The following is an 18,141-nucleotide window of genomic DNA, read 5'->3' as shown; positions in this document are numbered from 1 at the left end:
CGGCAAGGTCGTCCTTAGGCGCGGAAGATGCGCTTCGCCGCGCGCTCGGCAGACGACATCGCGGTCTTCACGTCCTCACGGCCCGTGCAGTAATTGGCGTACATGTCGACGACCACGAAGTCGGCGATCGCCGCCGCCGCATTCTCGCTCATCTGCGCTTCGCCCGCCGGGGTCGTTGCCGTCGAAGCCACGTCGCGATATGGCGTGTTCTTCGGATCGGCGGTCCAGATCGGATTCTTCTCGAAAGCAAGCTGGAACGGCGACAGATAGCCCTGGGCTGACTCGACCCACGGATTGAACTGCTCGGGCTCCATCATGAAGGCGGTGAACGCCTTGCAAGCCTGCGGGAACTTGGTGAAGGAGAAGATCAGGATCGGGAAACCGAGATGGAGCTCACGCCGCTTGCCGTCCAGACCGACGGGCAAATGCGCGTGGTTCATGTCTTCGGCAATCGCCGGGGCTTCCTTCTTCGCGGTCACATAGACCGAGATGCCATTGGTGGTCAGATGCAGCTGGCCGGCCAGGAATGCCTTGTTGTTCGACGAGTCGTTCCAGGATGCGGTGCCGGGAATGAAGTTATCGTAGAGCGACTTGACGTATTCCAGTGACTTCGCGGTCTCCGGAGAATTGATCGTGACCTTGTTGTCCTTGTCGATCAGCTTGCCGCCATGGGCCCACAGCGCCCAGTGCACCCAGCCATTGGCATCGCCCGAAGCGTGGCCCAGCGCCATGCCGCCTGGGGTGCCGTTCTTGTTCATGCCCTTGAACAGATCCTGGAAGCCGCCGAGATCATTCGGGAACGTCTTGTGCCCGGCCTTTTCCGCAGCAGCGACGCGGTAGTTCACCAGACCGCCGGTCGCAGCGACCGGAACGCCGATCCACTTGCCGTTATGCATGCCGTACTGCTTGCCGGACTCGGCCCAGCCGCCGTTCTTCTTGCCGAGATAGTCGGCGACGTCGGAGACGTCCATGCACTTGGTCGGGAACAGGAACGGCAGGGAGTACAGGCCCCAGACCATGTCGAGGCCCTGCCCGGTATTCGCCGCGACCGAAGCCTTTGGCTGAATGTCGTCATAGGATTCGTTGGAGACGGTGATGGTGACGCCGGTCGCCTTCTGGAAGGCGTCGACGATCTTCATGAAGGCCACGTCTTCGGCTTCGACGAAGCGCTTCCAGCGCAGCAGGTTGATCTTGGCGCCGGCTTCCGGCTTCCACTGCGAGGCCTGCGCCCAGGCTTTTGCGTAGCCCAGCAATTGATCCGCGGACATGGTCGCCGCAGCAGCAAGCGTGATCGCGCCGCCCTTGAGCAGAGATCGGCGATCCGGTGTAAATCCAGTCATCTTTCGTCTTCTCCCTGTAATATTGGTTCGTTGATCGACCAATGTTTTAAAGTTGATGTTGTGCAAAAGCGCGTCAGTTCACGCGCTTGCCAGTCTCCTTGTCGAACAGATGCGCCGAATTCGCGCGCGGCCTGAGATGGATCTTGTCGCCCGGCGCGACCGGACGGCGATCACGGAAGATCGCGATAATGTCCTGGGTGCCGATGCGTGCGACCACTTGGGTCTCCGACCCCATCGGCTCGACCACCACAACCTCGGCCTCGATACCGTCATCGGCGAATTCGAGATGCTCGGGACGAATGCCGTAAGTCACCGACTTGTCGTTGGCTGCAGCCGGCGCCGCCGTGATCGGCAGCTTCGCGCCATTGGCGGTCTCGACCCAGGGCTGGCCACCGTTCACCTTCAGCGTGCCTTCGAGAAAATTCATCGCAGGCGAACCGATGAAGCCGGCAACGAACTTGTTCTCGGGATGATCGTAGAGTTCCAACGGTGCGCCCATCTGCTCGACGATACCGTCCTGCATCACCACGATCTTGTCCGCCATGGTCATGGCTTCGATCTGGTCATGGGTCACATAGACCGTCGTCGTCTTCAGGCGCTGATGCAGCTCCTTGATCTCGGCACGCATGGCGACACGCAGCTTGGCATCGAGATTCGACAGCGGCTCATCGAACAGGAAGACCTGCGGATCGCGCACGATGGCGCGGCCCATGGCAACGCGCTGGCGCTGACCGCCCGACAACTGTCGGGGAAAGCGATCGAGCAAGCGCCTCAAATCGAGAATATCGGCGGCGCGATTGACCTTCTGATCAATCTCGCTCTTGTCGGCACCGCGCAGCTTGAGCGAAAAGCCCATATTCTGGGCAACCGTCATATGCGGATAAAGCGCATAGTTCTGGAACACCATGGCGATGTCGCGCTCTTTCGGCTGGACATCATTGACCACGCGGTCGCCGATCGAAATCGTGCCGGACGTGATCTTCTCCAAGCCTGCCAACATGCGCAGCAATGTGGATTTTCCGCAGCCGGATGGCCCAACCAGAACCACGAATTGGCCATCCTCGATGGGGACCGATACGCCGTGGAGAACCTCAAAACCACCAAAAGACTTACGCACGTCGTGAATCTGCACGGACGCCATACATTTCCCTCCCAAATGTCCCATTTCCGAGACAGCGCCCTCCGATTGCCGGGGCCGCCTGTTCTTACTTGTCTGACATCCTACCAGCTTTTTCGGCGGTGTGTCGTTGGATCATAGTCGTAGAAAAACTTCGCAGATGCAAACGTTGCGAAGCGGCCCAAATATTGCGAAGCAGGCTTGGGCATGCAAACATTCGCGACCAATCAAAAGAGACGACGCACCAGGATATAAAGTGTGCGCTGCGGGAGAAATGATGACCAAGCCGACTTCGTCCACGCCAAACGCGGGGACCTCGCCTGCAAAGGCAGCCAAGCGCAAACTTCGTTCGAGCGAATGGTTCAACGATCCCCACAATCCCGGAATGACTGCACTCTATCTTGAGCGCTATCTGAACTACGGCCTGACACGTCACGAATTGCAGTCCGGCAAGCCGATCATCGGCATTGCGCAGACCGGCAACGACCTGTCGCCCTGCAATCGCCATCATCTCGAACTTGCCAAGCGCGTGCGCGAAGGCATTACCGCCGCCGGTGGGCTGGTGATGGAATTCCCGGTACATCCGATTCAGGAGACCGGGAAGCGGCCGACTGCGGCGCTTGATCGCAACCTGGCTTATCTCGGCCTTGTGGAAATCCTGTTCGGTTATCCGCTCGATGGCGTCGTCCTGACCACCGGTTGCGACAAGACAACGCCGGCCTGCCTGATGGCAGCGGCTACCGTGAATTTGCCCGCCATTGTCCTGTCGGGCGGACCGATGCTGAATGGCTGGCACGAAGGCCAGCGCACCGGCTCCGGCACCGTGGTGTGGAAATCGCGTGAGCGGCTGGCAGCAGGCGAGATCGACTACGAAGAATTCATGACGCTGGTGGCGTCCTCCGCGCCATCGGTCGGCCATTGCAACACGATGGGTACGGCCTCGACGATGAATTCGTTGGCTGAGGCATTGGGCATGTCACTGCCCGGCTGCGCTGCCATCCCTGCTCCCTATCGCGAGCGCGGCCAGATTGCCTATGAAACAGGCCAGCGCATCGTCGACATGGTGTGGGAAGACCTCAAGCCGTCGGACATCCTGACTCGCAAGGCATTCGAGAACTGCATCGTGGTCAATTCGGCCATCGGCGGCTCGACCAATGCGCCGATCCATATCAACGCACTCGCACGCCATATCGGCGTCGAACTCGATATCGACGACTGGCAGAAGTTCGGCCACGACGTACCGCTGCTGGTCAATATGCAGCCGGCCGGCTTCTATCTCGGCGAGGAATATCACCGCGCCGGTGGTGTGCCCTCGGTGGTGCGCGAGCTGATAAAGCACAAGCGCATCCACGAGGACGTCATCACCGTGAACGGCAAGACTATGGGCGAGAACTGCGCCGCCTCGCCCAAGCCGGACAACGACGTCATCTGGTCCTATGACAAGCCGCTGGTCGCCGATGCCGGCTTCCTTGTGCTGCGCGGCAATCTGTTCGATTCCGCGATCATGAAGACCTCGGTGATCTCCAAGGAATTCCGTGATCGCTATCTGATCAATCCGAAGGATCCCAACGCGTTCGAAGGCCGCGCCATCGTGTTCGAGGGGCCGGAGGACTATCACGACCGCATCGACGATGCCTCGCTCGATATCGATGAGCACTGCATCCTGTTCGTGCGCGGCACCGGGCCGATCGGCTATCCCGGCGGCGCGGAAGTCGTGAACATGCAGCCGCCGGCGGCGCTGATCAAACGCGGCATTCTATCGCTACCCTGCATCGGCGATGGCCGGCAGTCGGGCACATCCGGCTCGCCCTCGATCCTCAATGCTACGCCTGAAGCGGCAGCCAATGGCGGGCTTGCGATCCTCCGGACCGGCGACAAGGTGCGCATCGATCTCAACAAGGGCAGCGCGAATATCCTGATCTCCGACGAGGAGTTCAGCAAGCGACGCACTGAACTGATGGCCAGTGGCGGCTTCAAATATCCGGCCAACCAGACACCATGGCAGGAGCTCTATCGCAACACCGTCGGCCAGCAGGCCACCGGCGCATGCCTCGAACTGGCAACGCGCTATCGCGATATCGCGGGCACGGTCGGGACGGCACGGCATAATCACTGACGTTTCGACGGCAACGAAGCTCGCATGAAATGTCCCCTCTCCCGCTTGCGGGAGAGGGTCAGGGAGAGGGACTTTCTTGGGCTCCGAGCCTGCGGATGCCCCCCTCTCCCCAACCCTCTCCCCGCACGTGCGGGGCGAGGGGGCGGACCATTCGCGCTTAAACGAACAAGCAAGAACATAACGACCTCAGGGAGAATTCACATGTCTGACCGCCTGAAAGGCAAGCGCGCCTTCGTCACCGCCGGTGCCGTCGGCATCGGCCGGGCCTGCGCACTGGCCTTCGCCCGCGAAGGCGCCACCGTCATCGCCACCGATATCGACGACAAGGGCGTCGCGCTGCTGACCAAGGACGGCGTGGCGGAGACCGCGCGGCTCGACGTGCGCGACACCGCTGCGGTCGAAGCGATGGCCAAGAAAGTCGGCGATGTCGATATCCTGCTCAATGCCGCCGGCTTCGTGCATCACGGCGCAGCACTGGAATGCTCCGATTCCGACTGGGATTTCTCGTTCGACCTCAACGTCAAATCGATGCACCGGACCATCCGCGCGTTCCTGCCCGGCATGCTCGCGCGCGGCAGCGGGTCGATCGTCAACATTTCCTCCGCCGCCGGCGTCTTCAAGGCAGCGCCGAACCGCTACGTCTATGGCGCAACCAAAGCCGCCGTCGCCGCCCTCACCCGTGCCGTGGCCGTCGACTACATCACCAAAGGCATTCGCTGCAACGCGATCTGCCCTGGCACGATCGAAACGCCATCGATGCTCGACCGCGCAGCAGCCGCAGGCCCGAATGGCCGCGAGCTGTTCGTGAGCCGGCAGCCGATGGGCCGCCTCGGGACCGCCGAGGAAATCGCATCCCTCGCTGTCTATCTCGCCAGCGACGAGAGCGCCTTCACCACGGGCGTCGCACACATCATCGACGGCGGCTGGACGCTGTAACCGAGGACATTGCATCATGAACAAGATCGATCTGAACGGCCGCTGCGCCGTGGTCACGGGCGGCGCCCAGGGCTTTGGCCGCGCGATTACTGAACGCTTCGTGGCGTCAGGCGCCAAGGTGGCGATCTGGGATCAGGATATTGACCTGGGTGTAAAAACGGCGAGCGAAATCGGCGACGAAGTGATTGCCCTCAAAGTCGACGTCACTGACATGGCTTCAATTGACGAAGCGCGCGATGCAACGCTTCAAGAATTCGGCAAGATCGATATCCTGGTCAACAATGCGGGCATCACCGGATTCAACAAGCCGGTGTGGGAGATCGATTACGACGACTGGCGCAAGGTGATGCGCATCAATCTCGACGGCCCGTTCCTGTGCTGCAAGGCTGTCGTGCCGGTGATGCTGAAGCAGAACTACGGCCGCATCGTCAACATCGCGTCGATCGCCGGCAAGGAAGGCAATCCGAACGCCTCGCACTATTCGGCATCGAAGGCCGGCCTGATCGCGCTGACCAAGTCGCTCGGCAAGGAACTCGCCGGCCACGAGATCAACGTCAACGCCATCACGCCTGCTGCCGCAAAGACGGCGATCTTCGACCAGATGACGGAACAGCACATCAACTTCATGCTGTCGAAGATTCCGAAAGGACGTTTCGTGCTGGTGCAGGAGCTGGCCGCGATGGCTGCCTGGTTGGCCTCGGAAGACTGCGCCTTCTCGACCGGCGCGGTGTTCGATATTTCGGGCGGGCGGGCGACTTACTAGTCGCCCTTCCCGTCAGCCCTTGCCCTTGACGCGGAAGATCACGGGCACGGTGAAACTGAGGCCGTCATCGGCAATCAATGGCGGCGGCGCCGGCAGCGGGTCTGAGCGGCGGACCATGGCAACCGCAGCTTCGTCAAACGCGGCGTCGCCAGAGCCCTTCACGACGCGCACAGCAAGGACCTTGCCGACGCGGTCGATCTCGAAATTCACCGTCACTTCCGCCGTCTTCTGCTGGCGCTCCTGCGGATAACGCTTGTTCTTCTCGAGATAGGCGCTGAGCTGCTTGGACCAAATGGTCGACAGGCGCTTCTTGTCGGTGCCGATGCCGCCCTGCTGCGCCTGCGCTTTCTCGCCCGTCTTGGAATCATCAAGCTTCTGCTGGGCGGCGGCTTCCGACGCGACGGATTCCTGGGACGCCTGCTGCTGCTTCTGTGCTTTTTCGGGTGTCTCTTCTTCCGGCTTGGTCGCCTTGCTCTCGGTCACGACCTGATCGGGTTCTTCGCTCTCGTGCGGCGTCTCCTTGGGGAGATCACTCTGCTTCTCGACAGCTTTCTGCTCCTGAACGGCCGGAGATGCAGTCGAGGCCTCCGAATCCGGCCCCTGCGGAAGATCGGTGGGCTCGACATCGGGCGACACCATTTCCATCCCAACTTCGATGGCATTGGCGCCGAGGCCGTCGTCGTCCTCTTCCTGCTGCATCTCGAACACAGCCGCAGCAATGCCGCCGACATGCAGCAGCACCGCGACAAGCGCCGCGATCAGCCACAATCGCCAGGACGACTTTCCATCAAGCTCGGACATAGCGTTTCCGTAACGTCAGGGCTTCGGTGCGTCAGGTGCAGCGGTCGGCGTCGGCGATACCGCGGCGGCATCCGGAACACCTTCCAGTGCAACAAGCTTGGTCTTTTGATAGCCACCGGCGCGCAGCCGTTCCATCACATCGAAAAATTCGCCGTAGGGCACGCCGCGATCGACGCGCAGGAAAATCGGACGATCCTTGTTGCCGTCGCCCATCGCATCGAGCTGACGCACCAGATCGACGCGCTTGACCATGTTCTCGCCGATCGCGACCGCGAGATCCGGCTTGATGCTCACATAAGTCGGCTTGTCCGGCTTCTTCTGCGGCGTCACCGTGGAGGATGGCAGATTGATCGGCAGATCCACCGTCGATAGCGGCGCAGCCACCATGAAGATGATCAGCAGAACCAGAATGACGTCGATGAAGGGCGTGACGTTGATTTCGTGATTTTCACCGAAATCATCATCGTCATCGGAGCCTTCGGAAAGCGACATGCCCATGGTTATTCGGCCGCTGCGCGTGCGTGAGAACTCGAATGCGTGCGATCGAGATCGCGTGACAGCAGACGACCGGCGGCGCCCTGCGCACGGCCGACGATTTCCATGTAGGCCTTCGTCACACGTGAGAAGTGATTGTAGATGATGACCGCCGGGATCGCCGCGACAAGGCCGATGGCGGTCGCGAGCAATGCCTCGGCGATACCGGGCGCGACAACGGCGAGATTCGTGGTCTGCGATTTCGAGATGCCGATGAAGCTGTTCATGATGCCCCACACGGTGCCGAACAGTCCGACGAACGGCGACGTTGCGCCGATGGTCGCGAGGATGCCCATGCCGGTGCGCACCTTGCGGCCCTCAGCGCGCACGATTTCGCCGAAGCTCGACGCGGCGCGCTCCTTGATGCCTTCATCGCTGGAAATGCCCGCAGACATCCGCCCTTCCCGCATGGCCGCCGCCAATAGGCGCGACAGGATCGTCCCACGCTCGCCGAGCGCCATCTGCGCTTCGGACAGCGAACGCGCTTCACCGATCTTGCGGAGCGCGCCCTTCAGGCGACGCATGGCCCAGCTCAGCTCCATCATCTTGAAGATGCCGACTGTCCAGGTGACGAGCGATGCGAAAGCCAGACCCACCATCACCGCCTTGACGATGATGTCGGCACCCATGAACATTTTCCAGGGCGACAGATCGTGCTCACCGGTCGCGACCATCGGCCGGGGCGCGGCCTCTGCCACCGGGCTGGCAAGAGCTGTCGAAGCGGCCGGGCTCGCCGCTGGGCTGCTCGGCTGAGCAGTGACCGGGGCCGGCGTCGCAACGGGAGCAGCCTGAGTAACCACTGGGGCCGCGGGCTTTGCAGCCTGCTGCGCAATGATGGGCGAAGCAAACGCGACCACTGCCAGCACAGCCAGCGACTTAAGAACAGTTCTAAACAAGCTTATACCTCGGCCCAATAGCGGATGAGATTATGATAGATGCCCGTCAATTTGACCGTTTCTGGGTCGTCTCTTCCGAGACGTTCAACTAGGCTCTGAATCGCGCTGTCGAGATCGAAGATCATGCTGCGCGCATGAGCATCACGTATCATGCTCTGTAGCCAGAAAAAAGACGCTACGCGCATACCTGCCCTTAGAGGCGTTACAAGGTGCAAACTGGAAGCAGGATAAAGTACGAGGTGGCCGGCCGGCAGCTTCACCTCGTGTGAGCCGTAATTGTCTTCAATGACAAGCTCACCGCCCTCATATTCCTCGGGCTCGGAGAGGAACAATGTCACTGACAGATCAGTGCGGATACGCATGCCGGTGAGATGATCACCGCGCACCGCATTGTCGACGTGCACGCCGAAGTGATGTCCATCCGACGAGACGTAACGATTGAACAGCGGCGGGAAGATATGCAGCGGAATTGCTGCGGATAAGAACCGCGGATTCGACGTCAGTGCCGAGATAATGCGATTGCCGAGCGCGCGGGCCACATCGCTGTCCGGCGGCAGTTGCTCGTTCCTCTTGACCAGAGCCGATTGCGCACCGGCCGTCGAGCGACCGTCCTCCCAACCGGCCGCATCCATGATGCGGCGGAACTCCGCCACATCACTTTTGCTCAAGACATCAGGGATGCAGATCAGCATCCCCTAGAACTTCCCACTGAGAACAAGTGTTCCCGACCGCCCTGGCGCCACGAGCACGAACGGTGCCGCGCTGTTGTAGAAGCCGTCATAGTAGAGCTTGTTGGTCAGGTTGTTGACGAACAGCTTGAGCGTGATGTTCTGATCGATCTTCTTCTCGACGAACATGTCGAAGCGCCAGAATTCCGGCAGGACCGTCGTGGTCGTCGTGTACAGGATGCCACCGGTACGCTGCGACTGATAGGTCGCCTGCCCGCCCAGCTCCCAACCATAGTCGAACTTGTACTTGGTCATCAGGTTGAACGACTGATGCGCGATATTGGCGAGATCGCGCCCGATGAAAGCAGGCGTTGCCGAATTCAACACCTTGGATTCCATCAGAACCAGACCACCGAATACGCTCCAGCGATCGGTGATCTTGCCGGCGACACCGAGATCGATGCCGCGGATTCGGTATGACGCGCCAGCCACGACCTGCGTGGTACCGGCAACGGTCAACTGCTCACGCGCGTTGCTCTTGGTGGTCTCGAACAGGGCACCGGTTAGCAACAGATGGCGATCGAACAGTTCCCACTTGGTACCGACTTCCGCCGACTTGTTCTTTTCCGGCGCGAACACCTGATTATAGGCGCCCGTGAGGTTGAAGCCGCCGTAGCGTGCGTCGGTGCCGTCCAGTTCCGCACCGACCGGGTTGGTCGACGTCGCATAGGCTGCATAGACGCTGCCATAGGGTAGCGGCTTCAACGTCAGGCCGACATTCCAGTTTACATTTCCGCTATCTGCCTTTTGCGGGAACGTCGTGGTCGTCGCGAACGGCTTGCCTGCGCTGACGCTGTAGTCGTCATAGCGGATGCCGGTGTTCAGATAGACGATGTCGTTGTAGTTCGCCGTGTTGATGGCGTAGCCCGCATTGGTGTCGACCTTGATCACCGTTGGGTTGTTGGCACGTGTGGGCTGCGCAAAAGCCGAATAGGTCAGATACGGATTGTTGATCGGAACGATCACCGAACCGATGCTCGTGCTTCCACCTGGCAGCGACTCCGTCGTCAGACCCGTAAAGGTGTCGATATCGACCTTTTCGCGCGAGATTTCGGCGCCGACGATGGTCGTGTGCCTGATCGGACCGGTGTCGAACTTGAACTTGAAGTCCGACTGGTTGGCGATCGTGTCCGTGGTCTGATAGCGGCTGACGGCGTTGAGCTGCACCAGGCCGAAGCCGCCGGCAGCGTCGGAGACGTAGCCGGGAATGCCGACGCGGGGCGCTTCCGGCAAGGTGCCGACATAGGCCAGAGTCGAGCGTTCCAGCCGCATCTTGTTCGAGAAAGTGACGTCGGGCGTCAGTGCGACTTCGGTGTTCAGCGAGCCGATATCCTGACGGGCATGCTGGAAGTCGCGATTGGCGAAACCATAGTAGTTGTTGCGGTTGGCGATGCCGGTTTCCGTTGATGGCTTGTTGGCCGCGCGGTCCCATGGAATACCGAAATCCGGGATCGAATTGAGGTCGGTGTGAATGTAGTTCGCCGTCACCTTCACGGCATCGACCGGCGTCCACTTGATGGCCGCGAAGCCTCCCCAGCGATCGTCAGTCGTGGTGTTGCGGCCAGCAACATTGGCGTCCTGGAACAGGCCGCCGGCGCGCACCGACACCGTCGGGCTCAGCACCTGATTGGCGTCGATGGTTACGCGCTTGGTGGCATCGGTGCCGAAGATGGTGTCGACATTGGTGAAGTTCTTGTCGCCGGCCTGTTTGGTGACAATGTTGATCGCACCGCCCGCGGTGCCGCGTCCGGCGAATGACGATGCCGGACCGCGCAGGATCTCGACCTGTTCGGTGAAGAAGTTTTCACGAATGCTGACGGCCGGATCGCGGATACCGTCGACGAACACGTCATTGCGGGCATCGAAGCCGCGGATGAAGAAGCGATCGCCGAAAGCGTTGCCGCCCTCACCGGTTCCAAGCGTCACGCCGGCTGTCGAACGGACAGCATCGCGCAGCGACGTCGCGTTCTTGTCCTCGAGAACTTCCCTGGTGAGCACCGTGACGGTGCGCGGCGTATCCAGCAGCTTCTCGGTGAATTTTCCGCCCGCAAGCCGATCACCTTTATAGGGCGCGGCGGGATCAGCAAAAGGATCAGCGGCTAGTCCGCCGGCATTCGGAAACGGCACCGGCGCGACCGGCACCGGTTGAGCCCGGCGGGCGGCGCGGCGGAGCGCGGTGCGCGCGCGAATCTGGTCCGGAGTTGGCTTCGACGCCGCCGGCCGGGGCCGGGCAACCGGGGCATCCACTGTGACCGGCGGAAGGGTGGATTGCTGCGCTTCGGCACCGCTGAACGACGCAACCGCGATAAGACCCGCAACCGCCGTTACTTTTCGGCCAGAATGGGGATCGGCGCCCTCGCCGACACGAACCTCAGAAACAGCACGCAAAGATCGCGGCATTTTCGCCGTACCCATCGAATCCCCCCAAAACTGCGACGCTAGGACGCATCAAGTGCGATAATTTGTCCCATGGACGTAGTCGGCAGGAGAACGGGTGGTCAACGCAATTGGGCGAGAATGCAGGGTTCTTATGTTTGAATATGTCTAGATTGGTCGCGGCAGCTACCTAGAGGTAATATGAAACGGTCACCCTATTCACTGCTGGGCGGCTTCATCAGCGAGAACATCTCGTCGACGGTCTGAAGCGCCGACTGCCTCACCCGATCCGTATTCTCCATGCCGGCGATGTTGATGCCACGCACGACGGCTTTGATCTCGTCCCGATAGTCGGTCAGGAAGCGCAGCGGATCCGGCGAGTCATTGGCGACCCGCGCGATCAATCCGGTAATCAAAATCTGACAGGCGATCATCCGCCCATTCAACTCGTCCATGTCCCGCTCCGGATCGATTACATTTACAAGCCGCAATGTCGGCTTCGACGAGGCTATGGCGGATACGACGCGCAGTTACAACACTAGGCGCTTCTCACTGCGCCGATGGATTGTCCAAGACGCCGCATAAAACGAGGCGCAGTGTCCTGTTGGAACGATGCGAGAAATCACGCGTAAATCATAGTGAACATGAAGATTTGGCAATGAAGCACGCGTTCAAGCGGTCGTGTGTTTACAGCATTTGAGTCGCCACCTAGCTGATCAGGAGCCGCCCAAGCGGGCGCGCATTGGACGCGCATGTCTGCGTCAGTGGCTGCCAAGAGATTGATGAGATCACCATGACAACGCTTACCCGTTTTCGATGGACTGGGCTGATTGTTCTGGCGCTGCTTGCGGCCGGCGGAACTATCGCATGGCAGCATTACGGAGCTACCGGAGCACAGCAGGCGAATGCCGACAAACCGCGCGGCCCTGCCCCCGTCCCGGTGAAAATTGCATCTGTCGAAAAAGCTGATTTCCCCGTTTATCTCGGCGGTCTGGGCACCGTGCAGGGTTTTAATACCGTGGTCGTGCGGACCCGTGTCGATGGTCAGATCGACACGATCGCTTTCACCGAAGGACAGATCGTCAAGGAGGGTGACCTGCTCGCACAGATCGATCCGCGCCCGTTCCAGGCAGCGCTCGATCAGGCCAAGGCCAAGAAAGCGCAGGACGAAGCCAATCTCGCCAATGCCAATCTGGATTTGCAGCGCTTCACCAAACTTGGCGAATTCGCGACACGGCAACAGACAGACACACAACGCTCGACCGTGCAGCAGCTGAGCGCGCAGATCGCTGCCGACGATGCCGCGATCTCGAATGCACAGACCCAACTCGCTTACACCACGATCAAGGCGCCGATCTCCGGCCGCGTCGGCTTTCGTCAGGTCGACCAAGGCAACATTGTCAATGCTGCGACCCAGACCGGCATCGTCACCATTGCGCAGATCGAGCCGATCGCCGTAATCTTCACCGCGCCTGAACAGAACCTCATCGACATCAGCCAGTCGCTCGCGGAACATCCGCTCAAGGTGATCGCGCTGACCACCGACGGAAAGCGGACGCTCTCGGAAGGCACGCTCGCGGTCATCAACAATCAGGTGGATACGACCAGTGGCACGATCCGGCTCAAGGCGGTGTTCGATAACAAGGACCACGTGCTGTGGCCCGGCCTTTCCGTCTCGACACGGTTGCTGGTAACCACCCTGAAGGATGCGACTGTCATTCCCGACGATGCCGTTCAGCATGGGGCCGACGGGCTCTATGCCTTTGCGGTCGGGGCCGACAACAAAGCCGAGCTGAAGAAAATCAAGGTCGGCCGTTCCATCGATGGCCGCACGGTGGTCGAGGACGGGTTGAGCGCCGGCGAGCGCGTTATCGTCGCCGGGCAATATAAAGTGCAGCCGGGCGCGCTGGTGGCGACGTCAGTCGCAACATCCGCAGCAACTCCGGCGAAAGGCGAATAGCCATGAACGGAGGAATTTCCGCACCGTTCATTCGCTATCCGATCGCAACATCATTGCTGATGGCCGGCATCCTGTTCGTCGGCCTGGTCTCCTATCCCCAGCTTCCCGTCGCGCCTTTGCCGCAGGTCGACTTCCCGACCATCCAGGTCGCCGCCACCCTGCCCGGCGCCAGCCCCGAGACCATGGCGTCCTCGGTGGCGCAGCCGCTGGAGCGACAGCTCGCGCAGATCCCCGGCGTGGCGCAGATGACCTCGACGAGTTCGCTCGGCACATCTGCAGTCACGATCCAGTTCGATCTCAACCGCTCGATCGACGGCGCCGCCAATGACGTGCAAGCCGCGATCAATGCCGCCGGCGGACAATTGCCGAAGACGCTTCCGAGCCCGCCCACCTATCGCAAGGTCAACCCGGCGGACTCGCCGATCATGCTGCTGTCGGCGACATCGGACACGCTGCCCATTACAACGGTCAGCGACAGTGTCGATGCGCAACTGGCGCAGCAGATCAGCCAGATCTCCGGTGTCGCCCAGGTTACGATCGGCGGCCAGCAAAAGCCGGCGATCCGCATCCAGATTGATCCTGCCAAGCTGGTGGCCAAGGGGCTGCAGCTCGAAGACATCCGCAGCCAGATCGCGATCACCACTGTCGACAGCCCGAAAGGCAATATCGACGGCGCGACCCGCAGTTACACGATCTACGCCAACGACCAGTTGCCGGAGTCGAAAGACTGGAACGACGTCATCATCGCCTATCGCAATGGTGGTCCGCTGCGAGTCAGGGATATCGGCACGGCGGTGACAGGCCCGGAAGACGCCAAGCAGGCGGCTTGGGCTAATGGCAAGCGCGGCGTGTTTCTGGTGATCTTCAAGCAGCCCGGCGCCAACGTCATCGACACCGTCGACAAGATCAAGGCCGAGCTGCCGCGTCTGGTGGCCGCGATCCCGCCGACCGTGAAGATCGAGGTCCTCAGCGATCGCACGCAGACCATCCGCGCCGCCGTGCAGGATGTCCAGTTCACCCTGCTGCTGACCATCGCCCTCGTCGTAATGGTGATCTTCGTCTTCCTGCGCAGCGTCTGGGCCACCGTCATTCCCAGCGTGACCGTACCGCTCGCATTGCTCGGCGCCTGCGCGCTGATGTGGGTGTTCGGCTATACGCTCGACAACCTGTCGCTGATGGCGCTGACCATCTCGGTCGGCTTCGTGGTCGACGACGCCATCGTGATGCTGGAAAACATCACTAGGTATATCGAGGAAGGCGAAACACCGATGGCTGCCGCGCTGAAAGGCGCCGGTGAAATCGGCTTCACCATCGTCTCGATATCAGTCTCGCTGGTCGCGGTGCTGATCCCGCTGCTGCTGATGGGCGGCATTATCGGCCGCCTGTTCCGCGAATTCGCCGTGACACTGACCATGACGATTTTCGTCTCGCTGGTGGTGTCGCTAACGCTCACCCCGATGATGGCCTCGCGCTTCCTGCGTGAGGAGAAACACGCCAAGCATGGCCGGCTCTATCAGCTCAGCGAGAACGCCTTCGACGCTCTGCTGCGCGCCTATGAGCGCGGCCTCGACCTCGTGCTGCGCTGGCGCCTGACGACGCTGATGGTGTTCTTCGCCACGCTCGTCCTGTCGGTCTATCTATTCATGATTATCCCGAAGGGCTTCTTCCCGCAGCAGGACACCGGCCTGATCACCGCTTCCTCCGAAGCGTCGCAGGATATTTCCTTCGCCGACATGAAGATCCACCAGGAAGAACTCGGCAAGATCGTGCAGGCCGATCCCGACGTCGCCAGCGTCGCCATGTCGATCGGCGGCAGCGGCGGCGCGCTCAATACCGGGCGCATGTTCATTACCTTGAAACCGCGGGACGAACGTTCCGCCAATGCGCAACAGATCATCACACGGCTGCGACCGAAGCTGGAGAAGGTTCAGGGCGCACGCCTGTTCATGCAGGCGGCACAGGATATCCGGCTCGGTGGCCGGGCTACCCGCACCCAGTTTGAATACACGCTGCAGGACGCGAACCTGTCCGAACTGAACGAATGGGCCCCGAAGATTCTGGCCAAGATGCAGACGCTGCCGGGTCTACGCGACGTCGCCACCGACCAGCAGACCAAGGGCACGACGCTGACGCTGACCATCGATCGCGACAACGCTTCGCGCTACGGCATCCAGCCGCAACTGATCGACGATACGCTGTATGACGCGTTCGGCCAGCGTCAGGTCGCGCAGTATTTCACGCAGTTGAACAGCTATCACGTCATTCTCGAGATATTGCCGGAGATGCAGGGCAAGCTGGATTCACTCGACAAGATCTACATCAAGTCGCCGACGACAAGCGACATGGTGCCACTGTCGGCCTTTGCCAAATGGACGACGGTGCCCGTGCGGCCGCTGTCGATCAGCCATCAGGGCCAATTCCCGGCAATCACCATCAGCTTCAATCTGGCGCAGGGCGTTGCGCTTGGACAGGCGACCGATGCCGTACAGGCTGCCATGCAGGATATCGGCGCGCCTTCGACACTGCGCGGCACCTTCCAGGGCACGGCGCAAGCGTTCCAGCAATCGCTCTCGACGGTGCCGCTCCTGATCCTCGCCGCACTGGTGGTGGTCTATCTGATCCTCGGCATTCTCTATGAGAGCTACATCCACCCGCTGACGATCCTGTCCACCCTGCCCTCTGCCGGCGTCGGTGCGCTCGCGATCCTGATGGCGTTCGGTTTCGATTTCAGTCTGATCGCACTGATCGGCATCGTGCTGCTGATTGGCATCGTCAAGAAGAACGGCATCATGCTGGTGGACTTTGCGATTGCTGCTGAGCGCGACGAACATCTCGAGCCGGAGGAAGCCATCCGCAAGGCCGCTCTCCTGCGTTTCCGCCCGATCATGATGACAACCATGGCGGCGCTGCTCGGCGGCGTGCCGTTGATGCTCGGCACTGGCACCGGTTCGGAAATCCGCCAGCCGCTCGGCTATGCGATGGTCGGCGGCCTGATCGTCAGCCAGGCACTGACGCTGTTCACCACGCCAGTGGTCTATGTCTATCTCGACAAGCTTTCCAATATCATGTCGGGCTGGGGACTATCGAAGCGCGACGACGATAACCGGTCGGACGAGCAGATGCTGGCGAAACAGGCCGCCGAATAGCGCAACGGCGCGCTATGCGGCCTCCTCGATCCTGGTGCCGACATAGACGGTATTTGACACTTCCTCGTCAGCATTCAGATTGTCGAAGGCCACGACATGCGCGGTGACGGCGCCAAAGACACTCTCCATCACGGCCGTGAATGAAGCTTCTGGTGGATCGTTCGACCACAGCGCAAACACGCCGCCGGGCTTGAGATGCTCGGATAGACGCTGCAGCCCTGCCGCCGTATAGAGCACGGCATGGCTCGGATGCAGCAGGTTGTCCGGCGCATGGTCGATATCGACCAGTATCGCATCGAAGCGACGACCGGGTTCGTCGGGATCGAGATGACCACCCGTCGAGGTCGCCATCTTGAAGAAATCGCCATGAACGAGACGGCAGCGCCCGTCCGCCGACAATTCGCGGCCGATCGGGATCAGGCCGGCCTGATGCCATTCGATCACTTCGGGCAGTGCATCAATGACGACCAGCGAACCGACCTTCTCATGCGCGAGAACTGCCTGCGCAGTGTAGCCCAGACCGAGACCGCCAACGACGACATCCAGCCCGCTGCCGGTTAGTGACGCCAGACCGATATCCGCCAGCGCGATCTCGGCAGCCGTGAATGCGCTCGACATCAGAAATTCGTCGCCGAGCTTGATCTCAAAGATATCGATGTCCGTGCCCGGCTTCCGCCGACGTCGCAGGGTCAGGACACCCATCGGCGTCGGGCGATAATCCAGTTCTTCGAACATCATGCTCATATCCAACCATGTACATGGCGCGTGCAACCCGGCAACAACGAAATGCCCCAAGTGTGCAAATCTGGACAGACACCTCCGGCGAAATGACTAAACACTTGGCGTCGTCGGCGATTCGTCGCGTCATGGTTGCGTGTTGCGTGGAGAGTGACTGCAGGCTCACTCCAGCGCGCGGGGGCGCCGCCATGAAACGCATTCTGGTCGTCGACGACGACCCACTCGTGTCCGTGTCCATTAGGCTGACGCTGGAACGCGAGGGCTTCGAAACCGTCTCGGCCGATGGTGGCGAGATCGGTCTATTCGTGTTGGAAGATACAAGCTTCGATGTGATGATCATCGATATCTTGATGCCGCATGATCAGGCGTCAGCCATATCGCCGTGATCGCTCTTCGCCGGCGATTTCTTCTTGCTACCTTTGGTGTTCAGGAAGCGAATATCGATCTGCGCACCGTTCACCTTGACCAGCTCGCAGCGGCGATAGGCAAGTCCGGTCGATGACAGCAGCAGGAAGAACTCTTTCAGATTGAGGCCCTCGATGGAGGTCTCGAGTATCAACTCGGCGTCGTGACTCGACACAGCCTTCAACACACAACTGCGCCGCCATGTGCCGTCGATGGCCATGATCCAGACATTGTAGCCACGCCCGAAAATGACGCGCCCGTTGGTTGCAACTTCTTCTGCCATGA

The 18,141-nt window shown here is 60.8% G+C and carries 16 protein-coding genes; 6 read left to right on the top strand and 10 right to left on the bottom strand.

The window, feature by feature from the left end:
* Nucleotides 1–14 precede the first annotated feature (14 nt).
* Both AB8A50_RS03365 and AB8A50_RS03360 read right to left on the bottom strand, forming a co-directional pair.
* Entirely contained in the window at nt 15–1,340 is a 1,326-nt protein-coding gene (locus tag AB8A50_RS03365; protein WP_175367345.1) for an ABC transporter substrate-binding protein, read from the bottom strand.
* A 73-nt stretch (nt 1,341–1,413) separates the two neighbouring features.
* Nucleotides 1,414–2,481, bottom strand: coding sequence for an ABC transporter ATP-binding protein (locus AB8A50_RS03360; RefSeq protein ID WP_092151322.1), 1,068 nt, complete (start codon nt 2,479–2,481; stop codon nt 1,414–1,416).
* Nucleotides 2,482–2,731: 250 nt separating this feature from the next.
* Here AB8A50_RS03360 and AB8A50_RS03355 point away from each other — a divergent pair, with 250 nt between their 5' ends.
* The 3 genes from AB8A50_RS03355 to AB8A50_RS03345 all read left to right on the top strand — a co-directional run bounded on the left by AB8A50_RS03355 (nt 2,732) and on the right by AB8A50_RS03345 (nt 6,272).
* Nucleotides 2,732–4,573: an IlvD/Edd family dehydratase gene (locus tag AB8A50_RS03355; RefSeq protein ID WP_439079912.1), complete on the top strand. Its 1,842-nt coding sequence runs from the start codon at nt 2,732–2,734 to the stop codon at nt 4,571–4,573.
* Nucleotides 4,574–4,774: 201 nt separating this feature from the next.
* On the top strand, nt 4,775–5,509 hold the full coding sequence (locus AB8A50_RS03350; protein WP_092151326.1) for an SDR family oxidoreductase: 735 nt from the start codon (nt 4,775–4,777) through the stop codon (nt 5,507–5,509).
* A 16-nt stretch (nt 5,510–5,525) separates the two neighbouring features.
* Complete coding sequence (locus AB8A50_RS03345) at nt 5,526–6,272, top strand: SDR family NAD(P)-dependent oxidoreductase (RefSeq protein ID WP_092151328.1); 747 nt, start codon at nt 5,526–5,528, stop codon at nt 6,270–6,272.
* Nucleotides 6,273–6,284: 12 nt separating this feature from the next.
* Here AB8A50_RS03345 and AB8A50_RS03340 read toward each other — a convergent pair whose 3' ends face one another.
* From AB8A50_RS03340 to AB8A50_RS03315, 6 genes are all read right to left on the bottom strand, one after another.
* Complete coding sequence (locus tag AB8A50_RS03340) at nt 6,285–7,073, bottom strand: energy transducer TonB family protein (RefSeq protein ID WP_092151330.1); 789 nt, start codon at nt 7,071–7,073, stop codon at nt 6,285–6,287.
* Nucleotides 7,074–7,088: 15 nt separating this feature from the next.
* Entirely contained in the window at nt 7,089–7,571 is a 483-nt protein-coding gene (gene exbD / locus AB8A50_RS03335) for a TonB system transport protein ExbD (RefSeq protein WP_092151332.1), read from the bottom strand.
* Between the two features lie 2 nt (nt 7,572–7,573).
* Nucleotides 7,574–8,503 (bottom strand): tonB-system energizer ExbB, encoded by a 930-nt coding sequence (gene exbB, locus AB8A50_RS03330; protein ID WP_092151334.1) that lies wholly within the window; start codon nt 8,501–8,503, stop codon nt 7,574–7,576.
* 2 nt (nt 8,504–8,505) lie between these two features.
* Nucleotides 8,506–9,195, bottom strand: coding sequence for a Fe2+-dependent dioxygenase (locus AB8A50_RS03325; protein ID WP_093758881.1), 690 nt, complete (start codon nt 9,193–9,195; stop codon nt 8,506–8,508).
* Nucleotides 9,196–9,198: 3 nt separating this feature from the next.
* Nucleotides 9,199–11,646 carry a TonB-dependent receptor gene (locus AB8A50_RS03320; RefSeq protein WP_439076834.1) on the bottom strand — a complete coding sequence of 816 codons (2,448 nt, stop codon included), beginning with the start codon at nt 11,644–11,646 and terminating at the stop codon, nt 9,199–9,201.
* Nucleotides 11,647–11,822: 176 nt separating this feature from the next.
* Entirely contained in the window at nt 11,823–12,062 is a 240-nt protein-coding gene (locus AB8A50_RS03315) for a hypothetical protein (RefSeq protein ID WP_089267192.1), read from the bottom strand.
* Nucleotides 12,063–12,400: 338 nt separating this feature from the next.
* Here AB8A50_RS03315 and AB8A50_RS03310 point away from each other — a divergent pair, with 338 nt between their 5' ends.
* Together AB8A50_RS03310 and AB8A50_RS03305 are read left to right on the top strand one after the other, a co-directional pair.
* Nucleotides 12,401–13,567, top strand: a complete 1,167-nt coding sequence (locus tag AB8A50_RS03310) for an efflux RND transporter periplasmic adaptor subunit (protein WP_120291076.1) — start codon at nt 12,401–12,403, stop codon at nt 13,565–13,567.
* A 2-nt stretch (nt 13,568–13,569) separates the two neighbouring features.
* Nucleotides 13,570–16,713 (top strand): multidrug efflux RND transporter permease subunit, encoded by a 3,144-nt coding sequence (locus AB8A50_RS03305; RefSeq protein WP_439076833.1) that lies wholly within the window; start codon nt 13,570–13,572, stop codon nt 16,711–16,713.
* A gap of 12 nt (nt 16,714–16,725) precedes the next feature.
* Here AB8A50_RS03305 and AB8A50_RS03300 read toward each other — a convergent pair whose 3' ends face one another.
* Nucleotides 16,726–17,451, bottom strand: a complete 726-nt coding sequence (locus AB8A50_RS03300) for a spermidine synthase (protein ID WP_439076831.1) — start codon at nt 17,449–17,451, stop codon at nt 16,726–16,728.
* 188 nt (nt 17,452–17,639) lie between these two features.
* Between AB8A50_RS03300 and AB8A50_RS03295 the strand changes: the two genes are divergently transcribed.
* Complete coding sequence (locus AB8A50_RS03295) at nt 17,640–17,837, top strand: response regulator (RefSeq protein ID WP_439076830.1); 198 nt, start codon at nt 17,640–17,642, stop codon at nt 17,835–17,837.
* On the opposite strand, the gene AB8A50_RS03290 is transcribed toward AB8A50_RS03295, so the two are convergent.
* Nucleotides 17,813–18,139 (bottom strand): pilus assembly protein PilZ, encoded by a 327-nt coding sequence (locus tag AB8A50_RS03290; RefSeq protein WP_068730616.1) that lies wholly within the window; start codon nt 18,137–18,139, stop codon nt 17,813–17,815. The two genes, AB8A50_RS03295 and AB8A50_RS03290, sit on opposite strands and share 25 nt — an antisense overlap.
* Between the last annotated feature and the right edge of the window lie 2 nt (nt 18,140–18,141).

It is taken from the genome of Tardiphaga sp. 841_E9_N1_2, from assembly GCF_051811065.1.
Classification (GTDB): domain Bacteria; phylum Pseudomonadota; class Alphaproteobacteria; order Rhizobiales; family Xanthobacteraceae; genus Tardiphaga; species Tardiphaga robiniae.
This window is presented reverse-complemented; position numbering and strand designations above follow the sequence as displayed.